The organism is Shinella sp. 838 (genome assembly GCF_029623935.1).
GTDB lineage: Bacteria > Pseudomonadota > Alphaproteobacteria > Rhizobiales > Rhizobiaceae > Shinella.
Map to the genome: position 1 here is coordinate 493477 of NZ_JARSBQ010000003.1, position 18486 is coordinate 511962.

Here is an 18486-nt window from a genome sequence, read left to right on the forward strand (position 1 = left end):
CATGACGACGTACGCGGTAAAGAACCTTTCGCACGGACGTGAACTGATCGCCTTCAGGATCGGTGACCAGGAGTTCTGTGTAAACATCATGTCTGTCCGGGAGATCCGTGGATGGACCCCGGCGACGTCGATGCCGCATGCGCCGTCCTATGTGCTTGGCGTCATCAACCTGCGCGGCGCCGTGCTGCCGATCGTCGATCTGTCGCTGCGTCTTGGCATGAAGGCGGCCGAGCCGACCGTGCGGCATGTCATCATCGTCGCCCAGGTCGGGGCGAGGGTGGTGGGCCTGCTCGTGGATGCGGTCTCCGACATCCTGACTGTGACCGACGAAAACATGCAGCCGACGCCCGACATCGCCAACGAGGCGGCAAAAGCCTATGCCCGCGGCATCCTCGCCATCGAGGGGCGCATGATCTGCCTCATCGAACTCGACGCCCTGTTCCCGCATACGGAAAGTGAAGCCGCATGACCTATTCTTCGGCCATCGACACGCGGCAGTCTCCCGATGAGTGCCTGGCAAGCGGCGAATACCCGCTGACGCGCAAGGACCTTTCCGAGATTGCGGCGATGATTTATGCGGACGCCGGCATCTACCTCAACGAGACCAAGGCCTCGCTCGTCTATTCGCGCCTGTCGAAGCATATTCGCCAGCTCGGCCTGAAGGGTTTCCGGGAATATTGCGCGCTTGTTTCCTCGCCGGCCGGTGCCGGTCCGCGCAAGGAAATGCTGTCGCACCTGACGACCAACTTCACGCGCTTCTTTCGCGAGAACCACCATTTCGACCATCTGAAGAGCGAGGTCCTGCCGGATCTTCTTGCCCGCGCCCGAAATGGCGGCCGCGTGCGCATCTGGTCGGCGGCCTGTTCGGATGGGCAGGAGCCCTATTCGATTGCACTTACCGTGCTCTCGCTGATGCCGAACGTCGCCGACTACGATTTCCGCATCCTCGCGACGGACATCGATCCGAAGATCCTCGCCATTGCCCGGGCCGGCGCCTACGACGCCAATGCGCTGGAAACGGTCAACCCCGCCATGCGCAAGCAGTTCTTCCGCGAAACGGATGCAGCCGGCCGGCAGAAGTGGCAGATCGACGACCGCGTCAAGCGGCTCATCACCTTCAACGAGCTGAACCTGATGGCCCAATGGCCGTTCAAGGGGCCGTTCGACGTCATCTTCTGCCGCAACGTCGTCATCTATTTCGACGAGCCGACACAGATGAAGATCTGGTCGCGCTTCGCCGGCATGCTGGGCGATAACGGCCACCTCTATATCGGCCATTCCGAGCGCGTCTCGGGCGAGGCGAAGAACCAGTTCGACAATATCGGTATCACAACCTACCGCTACACCGGCAAGCACAGGAGGAGCGTATGATGGCACCCGCGCGCGTACTCGTTGTCGACGATTCGCCGACCATGCGCGGCCTGATCACGGCCGTGCTCAATGCCGACCCGGACGTTAACGTCATCGGGCAGGCCGGCGACGCCATGGAAGCCCGCAACGCGATCAAGCAGCTCAATCCCGACGTTGTGACGCTGGATATCGAGATGCCGAACATGAACGGGCTCGAATTCCTCGACAAGATCATGAAGCTCCGGCCCATGCCGGTCATCATGGTCTCGACGCTCACCCATCGCGGTGCCGAAGCCTCGCTGATGGCGCTGGAGATCGGTGCGTTCGATTGCGTCGGCAAGCCGCAGCCGGGCGATGCCCGTCCCTTCGGCGACCTTGCCGAGAAGGTGAAGGCCGCCGCCCGCTCGCAGCGCCGCCAGGTCCGTACGGATGTGCCGCCGCTCGCGCCGACCGCTGCCAACGTCAATCCGGTCGCCGCCTACAAGCCCGGCCGGCGTGTGATCGCCATCGGTGCATCGACGGGTGGTGTGGAGGCACTGATCGCGGTGCTGCAGAAGTTCCCGGTCAACTGCCCGCCGACGGTGATCACGCAGCACATGCCGCCGACCTTCACCAAGAGCTTCGCCGACCGGCTGAACCGGCTCTGCGCTCCCGTGGTGCAGGAAGCGACGGACGGTGCGCGGCTCGAGATCGGCAAAATCTATCTGGCTCCCGGTGGTGAACGCCATCTCCAGATCGCCAACCCGCATGCGCCCTGCTGCCGGCTGGTGGAACGGGATCCGGTCAACGGCCACCGCCCTTCGGTGGATGTGCTGTTCGACTCGGTGGCCGAGCTTGCCGGCCGGAACGCCGTCGGCGTCATCCTCACCGGCATGGGCCGGGACGGGGCAAGCGGCCTGTTGAAAATGCGTCATGCAGGGGCGCGGACCATCGGCCAGAACGAAAAAACCTGCGTCGTATATGGAATGCCGAGAGTGGCTTTCGAGCTTGGCGCCGTAGAACACCAGTTTCCGCTCTCCTCCATCGGGGAGGAAGTCTTGAAAATAACTGCGGCCCGTAGAGAAGGGAGCGAATAATGTCTATCGCTGAAAAAATCAAAGTTCTTATCGTTGACGATCAGGTGACGAGCCGCCTGCTTCTGGGCGATGCCCTGCAGCAGCTTGGCTTCAAGCAGATTACGGCGGCCGGCGACGGCGCGCAGGGCATGGCCATCATGTCCCAGCAGCCGCACCATCTCGTCATCTCCGACTTCAACATGCCGAAGATGGACGGCATCGAGTTCCTTCAGGCGGTGCGGTCGAACCCCACCACCAAGAAGGCGGCCTTCATCATCCTCACCGCGCAGGGCGACCGTGCGCTGGTGCAGAAGGCGGCGGCCCTCGGTGCGAACAACGTCCTCGCCAAGCCGTTCACCATCGAGAAGATGAAGGCGGCCATCGAAGCCGTGTTCGGGGCATTGAAATGATATCAGACGCCGGGACGCGCCGCGTCCATGTCATTCAGGGCGAATACAAGGTCCTCAACGACCCGAATGTGGTGCTCACCACCATTCTCGGGTCCTGTGTGGCCGCCTGCATGCGCGACCCGGTCGTTGGCGTCGGGGGGATGAATCACTTCCTGCTCCCCGGCTCGGCCGAAGCCATGGCCTCGGGGGGGGACGCCACGCGCTACGGCGTGCACCTGATGGAGCTTCTGATCAACGGCCTCCTGAAGCAGGGCGCGCGGCGTGACCGGCTGGAGGCGAAGATCTTCGGCGGGGCGAGGACGATCGCGCGTTTCTCCAATGTCGGCGAGCAGAATGCGCGCTTTGCCCGGCAGTTCCTGATGGACGAAGGCATCAAGGTCGTTGGCGAAAGCACCGGCGGCGAACACGGCCGGAAGCTGGAATACTGGCCGTCGAGCGGCCGGGCCCGGCAATATGCCCTGACGGGCGTCGAGACGCAGAAGACGGTGGCACTGGAGCAGCGGCCCGCACCCGTTGCCAAGCCTGTCGAAAGCTCGATCGAATTCTTCTGAGCGGCGGTTTCGTCGCAAGGGCGCGAAAGTACGAACAGTGTTGCGTAGCCGGCCGTCCCAGAGGGTGACGGCCTCGTACGGGGAAAAGGGTAATCCATGCAAGCCGAGTATCTGAGTGCAGTCCCTGCCATGGAGGAAGCCCTTCCGGATGTCCTGATGCGGATCGTGTCCGAACTGCACGATGTCGCCTATCTGATCGAACGCATCGAACCGCAGCTCGCCGGCATCCATGGCGATGCCGTGCTGGATGCTGCCGAGCGCATGATGGTGCTGCAGGGCATCGATCTTGCCGTGCAGAAGACGCGCGGGCTTGCCGAGTTCATCGACACCATCACTGCAAGCATTCCGGATAGCTGGATCGTCGATGTCACGACGGCGCTCAATCTGGTGAAACTTGCGGACATGCAGAAGGCGCTGAGCAACGGAATGCGCCACGGCCACTCCCAGCCGCTCGGCAAGGCTGCTGGCGATTTCGAGGCATTTTAGCCTATTTCCCAATATAATCAGAATGTTCGACGGCGCCCTCCAGGCGCCGTCTTTCGTTCTGCCGCTTTTGCCCGGCGCGCGGCAACGAAATGCTCGCGCAAGTTTCACGGTCTAGTCTCCAGCCCGGATCAGTTAGATCCGCGTATTCCATGGGGCAGATCGGCGCGTGCGGAAATGTGCCGGTTCCGTCCCACGAGATTGAAAATGCGTCTGATCGTGCCGGCATGTTGGCCGGAGCCCAGGCGACTAGTCCGTGCGGGAACAGAATGAATCTGTTGGAACAGTTGACGAAAGTCTACAAGAACCTGGCTTCGCTGGGGCAGGCGAAACTCGCGATGCTGGCGGGAGCCGCCGTCGTCTCGATCGGTCTCGTGCTCGCCGCAGGGATCCTGGTCAACAAGCCCGCCTATGAGACGCTTTATGTCGGTCTGGAAAAGACCGATGCGAACCAGATCAGTCTGGCGCTCGCCGAAGCGAATATCGATTTCAACACCGGCACGGATGGATCGAGCATCGAGGTTCCGGTCGGCCAGACGGGCAAGGCGCGCCTCTATCTCGCCGAACGCGGTCTGCCGAACAGCGCCAATTCCGGCTACGAGCTTTTCGACAAGGTCGGCTCTCTCGGCCTTACCTCGTTCATGCAGGAAGTAACGCGTGTCCGGGCGCTCGAAGGCGAGATTGCCCGCACCATCCAGCAGATCAGCGGCATCGCCGCCGCCCGCGTGCACATCGTCATGCCGGAGCGCGGCAACTTCCGCAAAGCCGAGCAGGTGCCGACCGCCTCCGTCATGATCCGTGCGAGCGCGCAGGCCGGCCGTGAATCGGCCGCCGCGATCCGCCACCTCGTCGCCGCCTCCGTTCCTGGCCTCGAGGTCGACGGCGTTACCATCCTCGATTCTGCCGGCCAGCTGCTCGCCTCCGGCGACGATGCCGAGAACGGCGCGATCAACCGTTCGCTGACGGCCGTACAGACCGTGCAGAGCGAAGTCGAGCGCAACATCGAAAAGGCGCTCGCGCCCTTCCTCGGCATGGACAACTTCCGCGCCAGCGTCACCGCGGCGCTCAACATGGATACCCAGCAGATCCAGGAGACGGTCTACGATCCGGAATCACGCGTCGAGCGCTCCGTCCGGGTGACGCGCGAAAGCCAGAAGTCGCAGCAGCAGGCCGACAACAAGGCCGCAACCGTCGAGCAGAACATTCCGCAGGGCGGCCCCCAGGGCGGTGCCAACGGTCCGCAGTCGAGTGACGAGGCCGACAAGAAGGAAGAGCAGACCAACTACGAGATCAACAGCAAGACCGTTGCCACCATGCGCAACAGCTACACGGTCGAGAAGCTGTCGGTCGCCGTCGTGGTCAATCGCGCCCGTGTCGCAGCCATGGTGGGCGAGCCGGCCGACCAGGCGAAGGTCGATGCCTATGTCGCGGAGATGCAGAAGATCGTCTCGTCCGCCGCAGGCCTCAATGCCGAGCGCGGCGACGTCATCACCATCACCGCCATGGAGTTCCTCGATCACCAGCTTCTCGACGAGGCGGTGGCAGGTCCCGGCATCATGGAAGTGCTGACGCGCAATCTCGGCGGCATCATCAACGCACTCGCCTTCCTCGGTGTCGCCTTCGTGGTGGTCTGGTTCGGCCTTCGTCCGGCGGTTCGCTCGGTCACGGGTGGCGGTGCCTCGGCCAATGCGCTGGACAGCGACATGGGTGGCCTCGAACTGCCCGACTTCTCTCCCGCCGCCGGCGCCGGCGGCCCCGGAGCGGCCCTCATGGATGGGTTCGGTGCGGACTTCGGCTTCGACAGCACGGACGACCTGCTCAATGCCGGCGACGATGGCGACGGTGCCTTCAACCGCCGTGTCAAGGAAGGTCCGGAGCGCCGCCTCGGCCGCATGGTCGAGATCAGCGAGGAGCGCGCTGCGAAGATCCTGCGCAAGTGGTCGGCCGAGAAGGAAGCAGCCTGAACAGGGCACTCGGAAGGAACAGCAACGCGGCCGGAAACGGCCGCGTTTTCGTTTGCGCCGAAAAACGGCGATGTCCGTTTTTGACGCCCGCCTGTCGCTTTTCGGCAACGCTCATTCAGTCCCGTTGCAGCAATTTTGTCGTGTTGGCACCGGTGCCGCATGCGCTTGCGCTCACGGGCGCGTGATAGGTGAAAAAAATTTATCGCCGCTCCGGTTGAGTGATTGGGCGCTGGATCGCAATTTTTCCACGAATTAGCAGCGTCTTTCTCTGCGGTGTCGATCGCAGTGTGCCAATAATTAATGGTTAACAATGGCTTAACCCCTCGTCTCATGTCGGCCGCCGGAAAGCAAATCATCTTGCATGTGCAGACTCACAGAAGCCGGCAAAAGTAAATCCCGAGAAGATGGCGGTGGTTTTTAGCGATAGCCGATGTACACTTTAGTTACTGATTCGCTTGGTGATTCTTGCCGATGCGGCCTGACCGGGAAGGGGTTCGGACGGTTCCGAACCTTTGACGGGAAGGAGGCATGGATCTCCGTTCGGAATCGGAACAGGGGGCTATCATGGAAACGATCCGGTCGGATGTCGCGGCCTGGGAATCCTATGGATTCTCTGCCGAGACGGGTGAGCGTAAGAGTGCGCGTGAACTTTTGGTTCAACACCTGGGACGCTGTGCGGATCGCGCCGGCCTGTCCTGCGGTCTGAGGGCGCTGACCGACTATGTCAGCGCCTCCCACTACCTTCTCGTCCGGCACGACATCTCGCCCGAAGCGGGCATGGAGACGGTCGTCGCCTCGGACTGGCCTTTCGACTTGGTGCGCAGCATCGCCGGCGCCGTCGTCGCCAGCCAGTCCCGCATGAGCGAACTCGACAAGTGCCCCAGCCTGCTGAAACCTTGTTTCAATCACATGGCTGACGATATTGCCATGCCGAGCGGCGTCAGCCGCGAATACTGCGTCATCGCCTTCCAGGTCGGCCGGGTGCGCATGTCGCTCCTGCTGCTCTTCCCGGAGCATTTCATCCTCTCCCAAAGCAAGTTGCGCGATGTCGGCGTCATGACCGGCTATTTCGCCAGCGTCTGCTGCCAGGGGGTGATCGCCCGGCACGATCGCGAGATGGACCTGACCGAGCGCGAGATCGAGTGCCTCTACTGGATCGCCGAAGGCAAGACGAGCGACGAAATCGCCGTCATCCTCGGTATTTCGCGCAACACGATCAACAACTACATCACCAGCGTGATGCGCAAGACCGCGACAAAGACGCGGTCGGAAGCGATCGCCTGGGCCGTTCGAAACAGCCTCGTCTAGACGCATTTCCGGTCGAAGCAGCACGGCTTCGGCTCCGGACAATGCGGCAAGACAACATGCCGTCGCGATTACAGCAAGGCGCTTGAGCGGTTCTGCGTCCGGAACGGCGCAGAACAAACAGACAGGAGAACTGCCATGGACATCCAGCTTTCCTCCCCCGCTGTCCTGGAGACGGAAATTCGCCTCGCGCGTCCACCGAAGGCGGCACGGGCATCCGATTTCGTTTCCCGCCTGCAGGTGATGCAGACGGTCATCGGTGCGGAGCATTTCGCGGTGCTCCGTCTCAGCGGCCATGGTCTGCCGGCAGCCCGCAAGTTGACCCTGTCGCTACACAACTGGGCGCAAAATGTGGATGGCAATGCGCGTGCGCTTCTCGAAGCACACGGTGCTGCCATGCTGGCCCATCTCGAGGCCTCGATGCTGCCGCTGCTCTGGGAAGGGGCGGGCGACAACCAGTTCGCCGAATCGGGGGCCGAACCCTTCACGGCGCGCCTTCCCGCGCGGCTGCTGCCCTGGTCGGGCATCGCCTTTCCCGTCCGGCTCGGCGCTCATGGCAACGGCTATGTGGTCTTCACAGGCACCTTCATCGCTCCGTCCAGTGATCTCATCGTCGACATGCACATGAAGAGCTGCCAGGTGCTCATCGACATGCTGGCCGGGGAAGAGCGGAAGCTTGCCCCTTCCGAAGCGCTCAGCGAGCGCGAGATCGCCTGCCTTCAGATGGCCGGCGACGGCTGCATCTCCGAGGCGATCGCCGAGAAGATGGGCCTTTCCGTGCATACCGTGAACGCCTATCTCGGCACGGCGACGACCAAGCTCGACGCCGTCAACCGCATCCAAGCGATCGCCAAGGCCATCCGGCTTGGATATATTACTTGAAGAAGCGGGCGGCGAAGTGGCCGAGCCGCCGTTGAACTCCCGGGCGCTTTCTCTTCGTTGTGCTTGGGCTTGCCCTGAGCCTCCACCCCTGTGCGCAAGGCACGGTTCCTCGGCTCAAGACCGAGGATGAGTTGAGTGCGCTTTCGCGATTCGAAGAAAAGCGGAGAGACTCCGAACGCTCAATGAGCGTGCTGCGAGCCTGAATTGGACTTCACGTACTTCGCCTCTGCCAGGCTCTTGCGCAAGAAATCCGTATTGTCGTCAGGATCGGCGGACGGGTTGTTGAACGCCACGTGCGTGACCTCCACGCCGGCCTTGTCCTTCTGGAGCATCAGCTTGGCATAGACCGTCACGCCCTGCGGGCGCAGTTCCATGTCGAGCGTCACTTCCGGCTCGGTGTCCCAGTCGAGACGATAATCGCCGCCGGCACCGAAATTCACGGTGCCCGGCAGGAAATAGAGTTCAGCCGCCGAAGAGACCAGGTCGGCGAGGTTCCCGTAGCACTCGAAACGCAACAACGAGACGAGATCGGCGGCATCGAGCAGGCGAAGCTCAGTGGCGACCGGGCAGATTGCTTCTGCAACAATCTTCTCGCGCTCGGCGGAGTAGGTGCATTTTCTCATCGGATCTAGTTTACCCGTCTGGTCTGGGGCGAAGCTGCATAAACCCGGTGAATCAGCTCCGCCACGGCTTTGTAGAACACCGGCGGAATGACACTATCCACCGAGACTTGCGCAAACATTGAGCGTGCGAGCGGCGGGTCTTCGAAAACCGGTATTCCGTTCTCCTCGGCGATCTCACGAATCTTCAGTGCGACGAGGTCCTGGCCCTTTGCGACGATCACCGGGGCATCGCCCTCCTCGCGCACGTAGCGCAGTGCGACGGCGAAGTGGGTCGGGTTGGCGATGACGAGCGTGGCGCGCGGCACGGCCGTGATCATGCGGCGCCGTGCGCGGTCGCGCTGGATCGAGCGCATGCGGGCCTTCACGATCGGGTCGCCCTGCGACTGTTTCATTTCCTCCTTCACTTCTTGTTTCGTCATCATCAGCTCTGAAAACCAGTGATGACGCGTCCAGGCGAAGTCGATGCCGGCGATTAGCGCGGTGGCGAAAAGGATGATCAGCAGCACTTTGTTGATGTCGGACGTCATCATGTAGACGAGCGCCGCCGGCTCGGAAAACATGGTGTCGAGCGAGGCGAAGTAGTCGCCGCGCATGGCGAATGCCACGACCAGCGAGACGATGAGGATCTTGATCAGCGACTTGCCGAACTCCACGAGGCCCTGCTTGCCGAAGAGGCGGCTGAGGCCCTTCATCGGACTGAGGCGGGAGATCTGCGGGCGCACGCGCTCCATGACCGGGCTCGGCAGGTTCTGCAGAACCGAGGAGGCGATGCCGAAGAGCATCATCATCGCGAGGATAGGCAGAAGCATCGCACCGGCTTCCCAGCCCAGGTGGCGGAAGATGGCGATGACGTCGGTGCCGGTCTTGAGGTTCCAAGCCTCCGGCTGCTCGAAGAAGTCGCGCAGCGTTTCATTCATGCGGGAAACGCCGCCCGGCATGAAGAAGACGAGAAAGAGATAGATCGCGAGCGTCGAGGCGAAGATGGTGATCTCGCGCGAAAAGGGTGTGTTGCCCTTCTCCATCGCGTCGCGAATCTTCTTCTCGGTCGGAAGTTCTGTTTTACTGTCCTTGTCGTCGTCCGACACGTCGCGCTCCCGGGCCGTCGAGGGCGGCCAAAAACAAACGGCCCGAACCCCCATTCTGGAGATTCGGGCCGCAGATACGCTCCGCCTGTGGCGCTACCGTGTCAAGGAGGATCAGGCCGCCTGGCGCTCCTCGTCCTTTTCCTTCAACTGGATTTGTCCGGCTGCGGCGAGACGGATGGCTTCCTGCGTGATCGAGCGGCGGGCGATCGCCACTTCGCGCGGGTTGACGCCCTGGTCGCCGGCCGCAAGATCGGATTCGATCATGCGGCGCTGGCGTGCGCCGATCGACGAGAGGACCGATTCGCGCAGTTCCATCGAGGCACCGCGCAGCGCCGCCGTGATGATGTCGCCGGAAACGTCGTTGAACAGCGACACGCGGCTTCTCTGCGGCATGTAGAGCACGTCTTCGAAGAGGAAGATCTTCGGACGGACCTTCTTGACCGATTCGGTGGAGACCGTTTCGAGCGAGGCAAGCATTTCGTCGACCTGCGACTTCTCCAGCTCGTTCATGAGGTCTGCGACCTTGTTCGAACCGATCGAATTGCGTTCGGCGTCCAGCGCGTTGATCATTTCGATGACGCGTGCCTCGACGATCGCGGTCGCCTTCGGGCTCGCATCCTTCAGATTGACGGTGCGGTTGATGATGTCCGCGCGGTGATCGTCCGGGATTTCCAGAAGCACCTTGGCGCCGAAGGCCGAGGGCATCATGGAGAGGATGTAGGCGATGGTCTGCGGGTGCTCGTTGAGCAGGAACTTTGCCACGAAGACCGGATCCGCATCCTGCAGGCGGTCCCAGATGGTCGTCTCGTAGGCCTGGAAGGCGGCGCGACGGCCGAGCAGGCCGTCCACTTCGTCCGGCGTCAGGCCCTCTTCGAGAATGCCTTCCATCATCTTGGCATTGTCCATCAGGCCGGCCCCTTCGGTGAAGAGGTCCTCGAACTCGTTGACGAGATCGATCAGCTCATGGGGCGGGATGGCGCGCAGGTTCTGCGCAGCGGCGATAATCGCCTGAAGTTCGCTCTGTGTGAAATATTTCAAGAGCTTGCCGGCAACACCCTTGCCCATGGCGAGAAGCACGGCTGCCGCCTTCTCGACCTGCGACAGCGGTGCACCGACCGCAGTGGAGGTGCCGAAATTTTCGAAATCCATCATGGATCCATCCCCCTGAGACCTCAACCGGTATCAGACTTTGCGTGTACTCTTCACTTCGATGAGCTTGACCCCGAAGCGGGTGTCGTCGTTTTCAAGAACGGTGATCTCGCCGCGGCCGATGACGCGCCCGTTGACCATGACCTCGACGGGTTCGCCGATGCGGCGGTCCAGCGCGATCGTGGCGCCCTCGGAAAGGTTCATGAGGCTGGAGACCTGCATCTGCGAGGAGCCGAGCACGATCTGCAGATCGATCGGGATATCCATGATGAGGTCGAGATTGGACTGCAATGCGCTGCCCGGCCGTACGGCTTCGCCCGGCTCGGCGCCGAAGTCGCTGCCGCCGAAATCGGTTCCGCCACCGAAATCCGAACCGCCGAAGCTGGCGCCAGCGCCGGCGCCGAAATCCGGAGTGGTCGCGCCACCGCCGAAGTCCGAGGAGCCGAAATCGCCGCCGAAGGCGGCCAGCGGGTCGTTGTCGACGGTCGCCGGAAGGTCGGTGGCAAAGCCGCCGGAAGTATCTTTCTGAAGAACGCCGCGCAGGTCGTCGATCGCCTGCTCCAGTTCCTGGTCGCCCGCATTGAGGGAAGACGTCATGTCGTCAACGATGGGTGTTTTCTTCGGTGCCATAAGACCACTATTCCATTCGAAACTTGCCCGAGGCGTGCCGCCAGGCAGGCATCATGCCCAAACTATCCGATGAGGTGCTGGAGGATGTCTTCCTCCGAGCCGTATGTATCCTTGACGCGAACCGTGTAGCGGGCGCCGGAGCGGCCGAATTCGCAGACATAGAGGTTGCGGCCGTTCGCATTGACCTCCACGCGAACGTCGCCGGCCTCGTTGAACGGGATGATGTCACCTGCCTGCAGGCGGCTGATCGTGTCGAGAGTCTGCGCTTCCAGGCGGATGCGCGCCTCGAGCGACACCTTGGAGCGGCGGACCTGCTCGCCGAGCTGCTCGCTCCACTCGACGCGGGTCTTCGGCGCATTGGCAGGCTTCGGCGCGGTGATGTTCGATTTCAGGAGAACGGCTTGCGGCACGATGACGTGGAAGGTCGAAAGCACCGGGCCGATGCCAACGGCCATGTTGACCATGGCGACGAAGGCCTCGTCCGTACCGTCCTCGCAGGCCTTGCGGGTTTCCACATTGTGCGCCGGGCCAAGGAAGGGTTCGAATCCGTTGGCGCCCATGACCGCGGACTTCAGAACGCCGGAAATCCGGTCGAACATCATCGCCGCAAGGTCGAGCTCGATCTTGGAGAGCGGGCGCGGTTCCGGGTCGTCGATCGCATCGCTGACGGCGCCAAGCATGTTCTCGACCAGCGTGATGATCATCGGGCTGTCGCAGATCAGCGTGAATCGATCGCACCAGTTGCGCAGCGACGCGTCGCAGCAGGCCATGGCACCGCCGAGGCCTTCGACCAGCGGGCCGTATTTGCCCGTCGCAAACCCCGCATAGGAGACCGCAACTTCGAAACCGAGTTCGTTTTCCAGCATGTCCGGCAGGAATTCGGCGAAGACGTCGCCGAGGCTGGCGCAGAGCTTGGAGATTGTCGCCTGGTCGCCGAGCCGGCCGGTGAGGCGGGCGAGAACGATCGGGTCCATGGCTGAAGGGGCTTCGGTCACGCGTGCATCCTTCATCTCTTAGGCCGCCTTCGAACCGCCGCCGGGATTCATCATTTCCTGTTCCACCGCGTCGATCGACGGGCGCTCGTAGGAGGAGATGGTCTTGCGGCCATATTCCAGCGCCACCTGCGGCACGGAGCCGTTCATGTAGGCGAGCAGCGTTTGCTTGACGATGATGTAGAGGCGGTTCTGCTTTTCGCGCACCACCTTGATGTTGGTGATGATCGGCGTGACGATCGAATAGGACAGGAACACCCCGAGCAGCGTGCCGACGAGGGCGGCGGCGATCTTGCCGCCGAGCACTTCCGGGCTCTCGTTGATGGCGCCCATGGCCTTGATGACGCCGAGAACGGCGGCGACGATGCCGATGGCCGGGAAGGCGTCGCCCATCGTGCCAAGCGCATGATAGGGTTTCATCTTGTCGCGGGTGATTGTCTGGATTTCCTCGTCCATCAGCGCCTCGATCTCGTGGCTGCGGGCATTGCCGATGATGATGAGGCGGACGTAGTCGCAGATGAAGGCGGTCAGTTCCTTGTTGGCGAGCACCGTCGGGGCGGACTGGAAGATCGGCGATTCGGCCGGATTGTCGATATGCGCCTCGATCTCGTTGCGCGACTTGGTGCGCAGGTCCCGCATCAGGCTGTAGAGCACGCCGAGCGTATCGAGGTAGTGGCGCTCCTTCGGAACCTTGTGCTTGAAGGCCTCGCCGAGCGCCTTTCCGGTCTCCTTGATCACCTTCATCGTGTTGGCCACGATGAAGCCGCCGATCCCGGCGCCGCCGATGATCAGGAGTTCGAAGGGCTGGTTCAGCACTTCCAGATGACCACCCATGGCCATGTAGCCGCCAAGGACGCAGCCGAAGGTAACGATTAGACCGATAATGATGTTCATGAGCGCAGGTGTCCCGACACAATTCTGACCGTTCCGGAAATACGGTTCCAGCCTTGCGTGAAGCTGTACCTAACGGCAGGTTTACCGATCAGGTTCGCGCAAGCAAAAGCCGCGAGGATCATGGTTCAAAACGGGCATTCATGCCCTCCCGAACCTTGATCGGCGGCCCATCGTGACGACCACCTATACGAGCTACAAGCTGATTACCGCAGACCTCCAGACGTCGCTGAAGCGCGTTTCGGAGCAGCCGGACGTCAAGCGCGAGACGGAATACTATCTCGCCAAGATCGGCAGCGTGAAGTCGGTCGACGATTTCTTCGCCGATGCCAGGCTCTACAACTACGCGATGAAGGCGCACGGGCTGGAGGACATGGCCTATGCCAAGGCCTTCATGCGCAAGGTGCTGACGGAAGGCGTGGACGACAAGGCGGCCTTCGCCAACCAGCTCTCCGATACGCGCTACAAGGAGCTGGCACAGTCGCTGAACTTCGCCAGGCACGGTGAGGTTGCCACCACCTTCGAGCGTGCGCAGAAGGGCGTCGTCGACAAATATACCCGCCAGACGCTGGAGGTCAGTGCCGGCGAGGACAATACCGGCGTGCGGCTCGCGCTCTACTTCGAGCGTATGGCTACTTCCATCACATCGGGTTACTCGATCATCGCCGATGATGCGCTGGCGCAGGTCGTGCGCACCGCGCTGCAGCTTCCGGCAGAATTTGCGGCCACCGATATCGACCGGCAGGCGGAATTTTACGAGGACGTGCTCAATCTCGAGGACTTCAAGGACACCTCGAAGGTCGGCAAGTTCCTCGAGCGCTTCACCTCCATGTGGGAACTGGAAAACCCGTCGGGCAGCTATGACCCGATGACCGCTTTCCAGCCGTCGAGCCTGACAGGCATTTCGACGGATCTCCTCATTTCCATCAACAATCTGAAACTCGGAGGTCGCTGACGTGCAGACCGGACTCTATGTATCGCTTTCGTCCCAGCTTGCGCTCGACCGCCGCCTGACGACGCTGGCCGACAATGTCGCGAACTCGACGACGGTCGGCTTCCGTGCCACGGAAATAAAGTTCAACCAGGTCGTCAGCGACCAGAAGGTCGCCGACGTCGCCTTCGTGTCGCAGGGCAACGAGTTCCTCTCCACGCGCAGTGGCGGCATGACCGAGACGGGCGGCACGCTCGACTTCGCCATCAAGGGCGATGCCTGGTTCCAGGTGCAGACGCCTTCCGGCCCGACGCTGACGCGTGATGGACGCTTCACGGTGACGGATGCCGGCGAGCTCGTCACCCTCAACGGCTATGCCGTGCTCGATGCCGGCGGCGGACCGATCCAGCTCGATCTCGCCAATGGGCCGATCCTGCTCAGCGCCGACGGCCAGCTCAACCAGAACGGCCAGCCCATCGCCGCACTCGGCCTGTTCCAGGCAGACCTTTCCGGCGGCTTCGTGCGCGCCGGCAACAGCGGCATCATCACCAACATCCCGCCGGAACCGGTCGTCGATCGCATCGATGCCGGTGTGGTGCAGGGCTACATCGAGGAATCCAACGTCAATGCCATCGGCGAGATGACGCAGCTGATCCAGGTCACGCGCGCCTTCGAAAGCGTCGCCTCGCTGATGCGCGACTCAGAGGAATCGCTGAAGGAAGCCATCCGCACCTTCGGCGGAAACCGGTAAGCGCCCATGAGTTCGGCACAGGACGGCATGAGCAGCGAAACGGGCAGGGCCGGCGGCAAGCTGAATGCGCTGGCAGGCCTCGTCAAACGGTACTCCTCCCCGGAATTCTCCGTGGCGCATGGCGGCCATGTCCAGACCATTGCGGCCGGGAACTACACGGTCAGCGGCCTGTCGCGCCATGTGCGGCTCGGCGAATTCGTCGCGCATCGCAGCCCGACCGGCATCCATCTCGGCGAGGTCGTCCGCGTCGAACCAGAGACGGTCGTCGTCTGCCCGATCGAGCCGGGCGAGCCGATCGGCATCCACGACGTGGTCATCCGCAAGGGCGCGTTCCGCGTCGCGCCGACATCGGACTGGTGCGGTCGTACGATCAATGCGCTCGGCGAGCCGATCGATGGACTGGGCCCGCTCGTCCAGGGCGGCGTGCGGCGCTCGATTTCCAATTCCGCCCCGCCCTCGATGACGCGCAAGCGTGTCGAGACGGGGTTTTCCACCGGCGTGCGCGCGGTCGATATCTTTGCCCCGCTCTGCCTCGGCCAGCGCCTCGGTATCTTCGCCGGCTCCGGTGTCGGCAAGTCGACGCTGCTCTCGATGCTGGCGCGGGCCGATGCCTTCGACAGGGTGGTCATCGCGCTGGTCGGCGAACGTGGCCGTGAAGTGCGCGAATTCATCGAGGACACGCTGGGCGACAACCTGGCGAAATCCGTCGCGGTCGTCGCGACCAGTGACGAAAGCCCGATGCTGCGCAAGATGGCGCCGCTGACCGCCGTGACGATCGCCGAACACTATCGCGACCAGGGCGACAACGTGCTCCTGATCATCGACAGCGTGACGCGCTTCGCCCATGCGATCCGCGAGGTGGCGACGGCCTCCGGCGAACCGCCGATCGCCCGCGGCTATCCTGCCTCCGTCTTCACCGAGCTGCCGCGCCTTCTGGAGCGGGCCGGGCCGGGTGCGGAGGGCGCGGGCACGATCACGGCGATCATCTCGATCCTCGTCGACGGCGACAACCACAACGACCCGATCGCCGATTCGACGCGCGGTATCCTCGATGGTCATATCGTGTTGGAGCGAAGCCTTGCCGAAGAGGGCCGCTATCCGCCGATCAACCCGCTCGCCTCGATCTCGCGTCTTGCCCGCAAGGCCTGGACGCCGGACCAGGAGCGGCTGGTCGCACGGCTGAAGGCGCTGATCCATCGCTTCGAGGAAACGCGCGACCTGCGCCTCATCGGCGGCTACCGGCCGGGAGCCGATCCCGATCTCGACATGGCGATCAAGCAGGTGCCGATCATCTATGAGGTTCTGAAACAGACGCCGGGCGAACGGCCTGCCGGCGATGCATTCTCCGATCTTGCCACGGCGCTGAAGAATGCGGCCGGGCAGGGCGGTGCGCCGGCAACGAGAAGGGGATGACAGTGACGGATTTCGACGCGGACCAGACCATTCAGCCGATGAAGCGCGCGGAAAAGGGACGCTATTCGACGGGCGACAAGCTGTTGGTGGGCACGGGCGTGCTGCTCGCCGCCATGGCGGCCTTCTTCCCGTGGTATGTCTTCCTGAACCCGGAAAAATTCTCCGTGCCGGCCCTCTGGGAGGGCACGACGCGCGACCTGCCGGAAACGGCGGCAAAGGAAGTGATGAGCGTTTCGCCCGCCGCCATGGTGGACGACGACAACGATCCGGGGCTGGAAAGCCTCGACCCGGTCTCGACGGCCACCGCGCCCAGCGTCGGCGAGAAGGACAAGACGCTCGGCACACCGGTCGAAACTGGCCTCGACCAGCCGCTGCCGGCCTCGTCCGGCTTTCGGCTGATGCATGTGGCGAACGGTCGGGCGCTGATCGAGGATGCCAGCGGCATGTATATCGTGCGCGTCGGCTCGATCCTGCCGGACAACAGCCGTCTTGCGACCCTCGAACAGCGCGACGGCGCGTGGGTCATCGTCACCTCGAACGGCGACATCATCAAGCGCAACTGACGAACCTCCGCGGGCAAGGCGATTGCCCGTGGCTTTGCCCTCACCCTAGCCCTCTTCCCGCAAGCGGGAGAGGAGGCTTGCCCCTCGAGCGGGGGGTGGTTGAGGAAACCGGTACGGCATATCCCTTCGCCCCACCTGCGGGGAGAAGGTGGCCGGCAGGCCGGATGAGGGCGCGCACCCCGCGCGTATGCGAAAGACGCAGCACTTATTCTCCCGCAAATTCAGCAGGTTGCCGATAAACCGCCGCGCAGCAAGTCTGACGCAAGATTGGCTCCGTAGGTTCGCCATGAACAAGGATGGAGCTTGTCATGCAACCGATACAACTGTTTGAACTGGCCTCGAAACAAGCCGAATGGCTATCCGTCCGCCAGAGTGTGGTTGCAGGCAACATCGCCAACGCCAACACCCCCGCTTTCAAGGCGAAGGACGTCACGCCCTTTCAGGCGGTGCTCGAAACGACGGGCATCCGCATGGCGGCGACCCAGCCGGGCCATCTCACCGATGGCGGCGAGATGGCGAGCCGCGTCGTCGAAACCAAGCCCACCGACGGGATCGGCGTGCAGGAGTCCGGCAACACGGTCGGCCTTGCCGAGGAACTCATGAAAGAGGGCCAGGTCAAGCGTGAGTTCGAGTTGAATGCCGGCCTCGTCAAGGCCTTTCATCGCATGATGCTGATGACAGTCAGAAGGTAAAAAATGGATCCGCTCTTAGCTTCACTGAAAGTCGCGGCCTCGGGACTTGAGGCGCAATCCACCCGTATCCGCATCGTCTCGGAGAACCTGGCGAACGCCCGTTCGACCGGCGACGTCCCCGGTGCCGATCCCTTTCGCCGCAAGACGGTGACCTTTGCGGCCGAACTCGACCGGGCGTCCGGTGCCTCGCTCGTCGAGGTCGAACGCCTCGGCTTCGACGAGGGCGAGTTCTCGACGGAGTACGATCCCGGCAACCCGGCGGCCAATGCCGAGGGCATCGTCAAGATGCCGAACGTCAACATGCTGATCGAAATGGCCGACATGCGGGAAGCCAATCGTTCCTATGAAGCCAACCTGCAGAGCATCAAGCAGTCGCGTGACCTGATCTCGGCGACCATCGACCTCCTGAGGGCCTCGCAATGATCGAAAGCGTAAAGGGCGTCGGTTCGCTCTTTTCCACAAACGCCCTCTCGGGCGTCACCACCGAGACGTCCAATTCGGTTTCCGCCTCTGGTGCGGCCGTGCAGGGAACGGGAACCCAGATGAGCTTCGCCCAGGTGATGGGTGACATGGCGACCGATATGACCAACGCGCTGAAACTCAGCGAGACCAAGTCGTTCGAAGCCATCCAGGGCAAGGCGACGACCCGCGAAGTGGTCGATGCCGTCATGAGTGCCGAGCAGACGCTGCAGACCGCGATCGCCATCCGCGACAAGGTCGTCACCGCCTATCTCGAAGTCGCAAGAATGCAGATCTGAGGACCGGA

22 protein-coding genes are annotated in these 18486 nt (G+C 62.7%); 16 read left to right on the forward strand and 6 right to left on the reverse strand.

Annotation, left to right across the window (positions count from 1 at the left end):
* Position 1: 1 nt before the first annotated feature.
* The 9 genes from P9A16_RS13905 (at position 2) to visR (ending at position 8000) form a co-directional block, all read left to right on the forward strand.
* Positions 2-469 carry a chemotaxis protein CheW gene (locus tag P9A16_RS13905; RefSeq protein WP_023513411.1) on the forward strand — a complete coding sequence of 156 codons (468 nt, stop codon included), beginning with the start codon at positions 2-4 and terminating at the stop codon, positions 467-469.
* Entirely contained in the window at positions 466-1371 is a 906-nt protein-coding gene (gene cheR / locus P9A16_RS13910; protein WP_023513412.1) for a protein-glutamate O-methyltransferase CheR, read from the forward strand. The genes P9A16_RS13905 and cheR overlap by 4 nt, the downstream gene beginning before the upstream one ends.
* A complete protein-coding gene (cheB, locus tag P9A16_RS13915; RefSeq protein WP_037407012.1) occupies positions 1368-2426 on the forward strand; it encodes a protein-glutamate O-methylesterase CheB in 1059 nt (352 codons plus the stop codon). The genes cheR and cheB overlap by 4 nt, the downstream gene beginning before the upstream one ends.
* Positions 2426-2815 carry a response regulator gene (locus P9A16_RS13920; protein WP_023514236.1) on the forward strand — a complete coding sequence of 130 codons (390 nt, stop codon included), beginning with the start codon at positions 2426-2428 and terminating at the stop codon, positions 2813-2815. The genes cheB and P9A16_RS13920 overlap by 1 nt, the downstream gene beginning before the upstream one ends.
* Entirely contained in the window at positions 2812-3366 is a 555-nt protein-coding gene (cheD, locus tag P9A16_RS13925; RefSeq protein ID WP_023514235.1) for a chemoreceptor glutamine deamidase CheD, read from the forward strand. Before P9A16_RS13920 ends, cheD begins: the two co-directional genes overlap by 4 nt.
* Before the next feature lie 96 nt (positions 3367-3462).
* A complete protein-coding gene (gene cheT / locus P9A16_RS13930) occupies positions 3463-3852 on the forward strand; it encodes a chemotaxis protein CheT (RefSeq protein ID WP_023516890.1) in 390 nt (129 codons plus the stop codon).
* Positions 3853-4118: 266 nt separating this feature from the next.
* Entirely contained in the window at positions 4119-5813 is a 1695-nt protein-coding gene (gene fliF, locus P9A16_RS13935) for a flagellar basal-body MS-ring/collar protein FliF (protein ID WP_023516891.1), read from the forward strand.
* 564 nt (positions 5814-6377) lie between these two features.
* Complete coding sequence (gene visN, locus P9A16_RS13940) at positions 6378-7121, forward strand: transcriptional regulator VisN (protein ID WP_278025740.1); 744 nt, start codon at positions 6378-6380, stop codon at positions 7119-7121.
* A 135-nt stretch (positions 7122-7256) separates the two neighbouring features.
* Positions 7257-8000 carry a transcriptional regulator VisR gene (gene visR / locus P9A16_RS13945; RefSeq protein ID WP_023517008.1) on the forward strand — a complete coding sequence of 248 codons (744 nt, stop codon included), beginning with the start codon at positions 7257-7259 and terminating at the stop codon, positions 7998-8000.
* Between the two features lie 179 nt (positions 8001-8179).
* On the opposite strand, the gene P9A16_RS13950 is transcribed toward visR, so the two are convergent.
* The 6 genes from P9A16_RS13950 to motA form a co-directional block, all read right to left on the reverse strand.
* Positions 8180-8623 (reverse strand): hypothetical protein, encoded by a 444-nt coding sequence (locus P9A16_RS13950; RefSeq protein ID WP_024270512.1) that lies wholly within the window; start codon positions 8621-8623, stop codon positions 8180-8182.
* Positions 8624-8628: 5 nt separating this feature from the next.
* Positions 8629-9762 carry a flagellar biosynthesis protein FlhB gene (gene flhB, locus P9A16_RS13955; protein ID WP_081870590.1) on the reverse strand — a complete coding sequence of 378 codons (1134 nt, stop codon included), beginning with the start codon at positions 9760-9762 and terminating at the stop codon, positions 8629-8631.
* Between the two features lie 57 nt (positions 9763-9819).
* Entirely contained in the window at positions 9820-10860 is a 1041-nt protein-coding gene (gene fliG / locus P9A16_RS13960; protein WP_024270510.1) for a flagellar motor switch protein FliG, read from the reverse strand.
* A 30-nt stretch (positions 10861-10890) separates the two neighbouring features.
* Positions 10891-11487, reverse strand: a complete 597-nt coding sequence (gene fliN, locus P9A16_RS13965) for a flagellar motor switch protein FliN (protein ID WP_024270509.1) — start codon at positions 11485-11487, stop codon at positions 10891-10893.
* 62 nt (positions 11488-11549) lie between these two features.
* Complete coding sequence (locus P9A16_RS13970; protein WP_037407022.1) at positions 11550-12461, reverse strand: FliM/FliN family flagellar motor switch protein; 912 nt, start codon at positions 12459-12461, stop codon at positions 11550-11552.
* 39 nt (positions 12462-12500) lie between these two features.
* Entirely contained in the window at positions 12501-13373 is an 873-nt protein-coding gene (gene motA / locus P9A16_RS13975; RefSeq protein WP_024270508.1) for a flagellar motor stator protein MotA, read from the reverse strand.
* 172 nt (positions 13374-13545) lie between these two features.
* Between motA and P9A16_RS13980 the strand changes: the two genes are divergently transcribed.
* From P9A16_RS13980 to P9A16_RS14010, 7 genes are all read left to right on the forward strand, one after another.
* A complete protein-coding gene (locus P9A16_RS13980) occupies positions 13546-14325 on the forward strand; it encodes a DUF1217 domain-containing protein (protein ID WP_023516094.1) in 780 nt (259 codons plus the stop codon).
* A gap of 1 nt (position 14326) precedes the next feature.
* Entirely contained in the window at positions 14327-15052 is a 726-nt protein-coding gene (gene flgF, locus P9A16_RS13985) for a flagellar basal-body rod protein FlgF (RefSeq protein WP_023516095.1), read from the forward strand.
* 27 nt (positions 15053-15079) lie between these two features.
* The gene (fliI, locus tag P9A16_RS13990; protein ID WP_023516096.1) at positions 15080-16465 is read left to right on the forward strand and encodes a flagellar protein export ATPase FliI; all 1386 of its coding nucleotides are present in this window, start codon (positions 15080-15082) and stop codon (positions 16463-16465) included.
* Positions 16462-17028: a hypothetical protein gene (locus P9A16_RS13995; protein ID WP_023516097.1), complete on the forward strand. Its 567-nt coding sequence runs from the start codon at positions 16462-16464 to the stop codon at positions 17026-17028. Before fliI ends, P9A16_RS13995 begins: the two co-directional genes overlap by 4 nt.
* A gap of 308 nt (positions 17029-17336) precedes the next feature.
* A complete protein-coding gene (gene flgB, locus P9A16_RS14000) occupies positions 17337-17720 on the forward strand; it encodes a flagellar basal body rod protein FlgB (RefSeq protein ID WP_024270507.1) in 384 nt (127 codons plus the stop codon).
* 3 nt (positions 17721-17723) lie between these two features.
* On the forward strand, positions 17724-18143 hold the full coding sequence (gene flgC, locus P9A16_RS14005) for a flagellar basal body rod protein FlgC (RefSeq protein ID WP_024270506.1): 420 nt from the start codon (positions 17724-17726) through the stop codon (positions 18141-18143).
* Complete coding sequence (locus P9A16_RS14010; RefSeq protein ID WP_023516326.1) at positions 18140-18478, forward strand: flagellar hook-basal body complex protein FliE; 339 nt, start codon at positions 18140-18142, stop codon at positions 18476-18478. Before flgC ends, P9A16_RS14010 begins: the two co-directional genes overlap by 4 nt.
* Positions 18479-18486 lie beyond the last annotated feature (8 nt).

Excerpts from the sequence above, each read along its gene's own strand:
- P9A16_RS13905 (WP_023513411.1), top strand. The coding sequence starts at position 2 with ATGACGACGTACGCGGTAAAGAACCTTTCGCACGGACGTGAACTGATC.
- cheR (WP_023513412.1), top strand. The coding sequence starts at position 466 with ATGACCTATTCTTCGGCCATCGACACGCGGCAGTCTCCCGATGAGTGC.
- cheB (WP_037407012.1), top strand. The coding sequence starts at position 1,368 with ATGATGGCACCCGCGCGCGTACTCGTTGTCGACGATTCGCCGACCATG.
- P9A16_RS13920 (WP_023514236.1), top strand. The coding sequence starts at position 2,426 with ATGTCTATCGCTGAAAAAATCAAAGTTCTTATCGTTGACGATCAGGTG.
- cheD (WP_023514235.1), top strand. The coding sequence starts at position 2,812 with ATGATATCAGACGCCGGGACGCGCCGCGTCCATGTCATTCAGGGCGAA.
- cheT (WP_023516890.1), top strand. The coding sequence starts at position 3,463 with ATGCAAGCCGAGTATCTGAGTGCAGTCCCTGCCATGGAGGAAGCCCTT.
- fliF (WP_023516891.1), top strand. The coding sequence starts at position 4,119 with ATGAATCTGTTGGAACAGTTGACGAAAGTCTACAAGAACCTGGCTTCG.
- visN (WP_278025740.1), top strand. The coding sequence starts at position 6,378 with ATGGAAACGATCCGGTCGGATGTCGCGGCCTGGGAATCCTATGGATTC.
- visR (WP_023517008.1), top strand. The coding sequence starts at position 7,257 with ATGGACATCCAGCTTTCCTCCCCCGCTGTCCTGGAGACGGAAATTCGC.
- P9A16_RS13950 (WP_024270512.1), bottom strand. The coding sequence starts at position 8,623 with ATGAGAAAATGCACCTACTCCGCCGAGCGCGAGAAGATTGTTGCAGAA.
- flhB (WP_081870590.1), bottom strand. The coding sequence starts at position 9,762 with ATGGGGGTTCGGGCCGTTTGTTTTTGGCCGCCCTCGACGGCCCGGGAG.
- fliG (WP_024270510.1), bottom strand. The coding sequence starts at position 10,860 with ATGATGGATTTCGAAAATTTCGGCACCTCCACTGCGGTCGGTGCACCG.
- fliN (WP_024270509.1), bottom strand. The coding sequence starts at position 11,487 with ATGGCACCGAAGAAAACACCCATCGTTGACGACATGACGTCTTCCCTC.
- P9A16_RS13970 (WP_037407022.1), bottom strand. The coding sequence starts at position 12,461 with ATGGACCCGATCGTTCTCGCCCGCCTCACCGGCCGGCTCGGCGACCAG.
- motA (WP_024270508.1), bottom strand. The coding sequence starts at position 13,373 with ATGAACATCATTATCGGTCTAATCGTTACCTTCGGCTGCGTCCTTGGC.
- fliI (WP_023516096.1), top strand. The coding sequence starts at position 15,080 with ATGAGCAGCGAAACGGGCAGGGCCGGCGGCAAGCTGAATGCGCTGGCA.
- P9A16_RS13995 (WP_023516097.1), top strand. The coding sequence starts at position 16,462 with ATGACAGTGACGGATTTCGACGCGGACCAGACCATTCAGCCGATGAAG.
- flgB (WP_024270507.1), top strand. The coding sequence starts at position 17,337 with ATGCAACCGATACAACTGTTTGAACTGGCCTCGAAACAAGCCGAATGG.
- flgC (WP_024270506.1), top strand. The coding sequence starts at position 17,724 with ATGGATCCGCTCTTAGCTTCACTGAAAGTCGCGGCCTCGGGACTTGAG.
- P9A16_RS14010 (WP_023516326.1), top strand. The coding sequence starts at position 18,140 with ATGATCGAAAGCGTAAAGGGCGTCGGTTCGCTCTTTTCCACAAACGCC.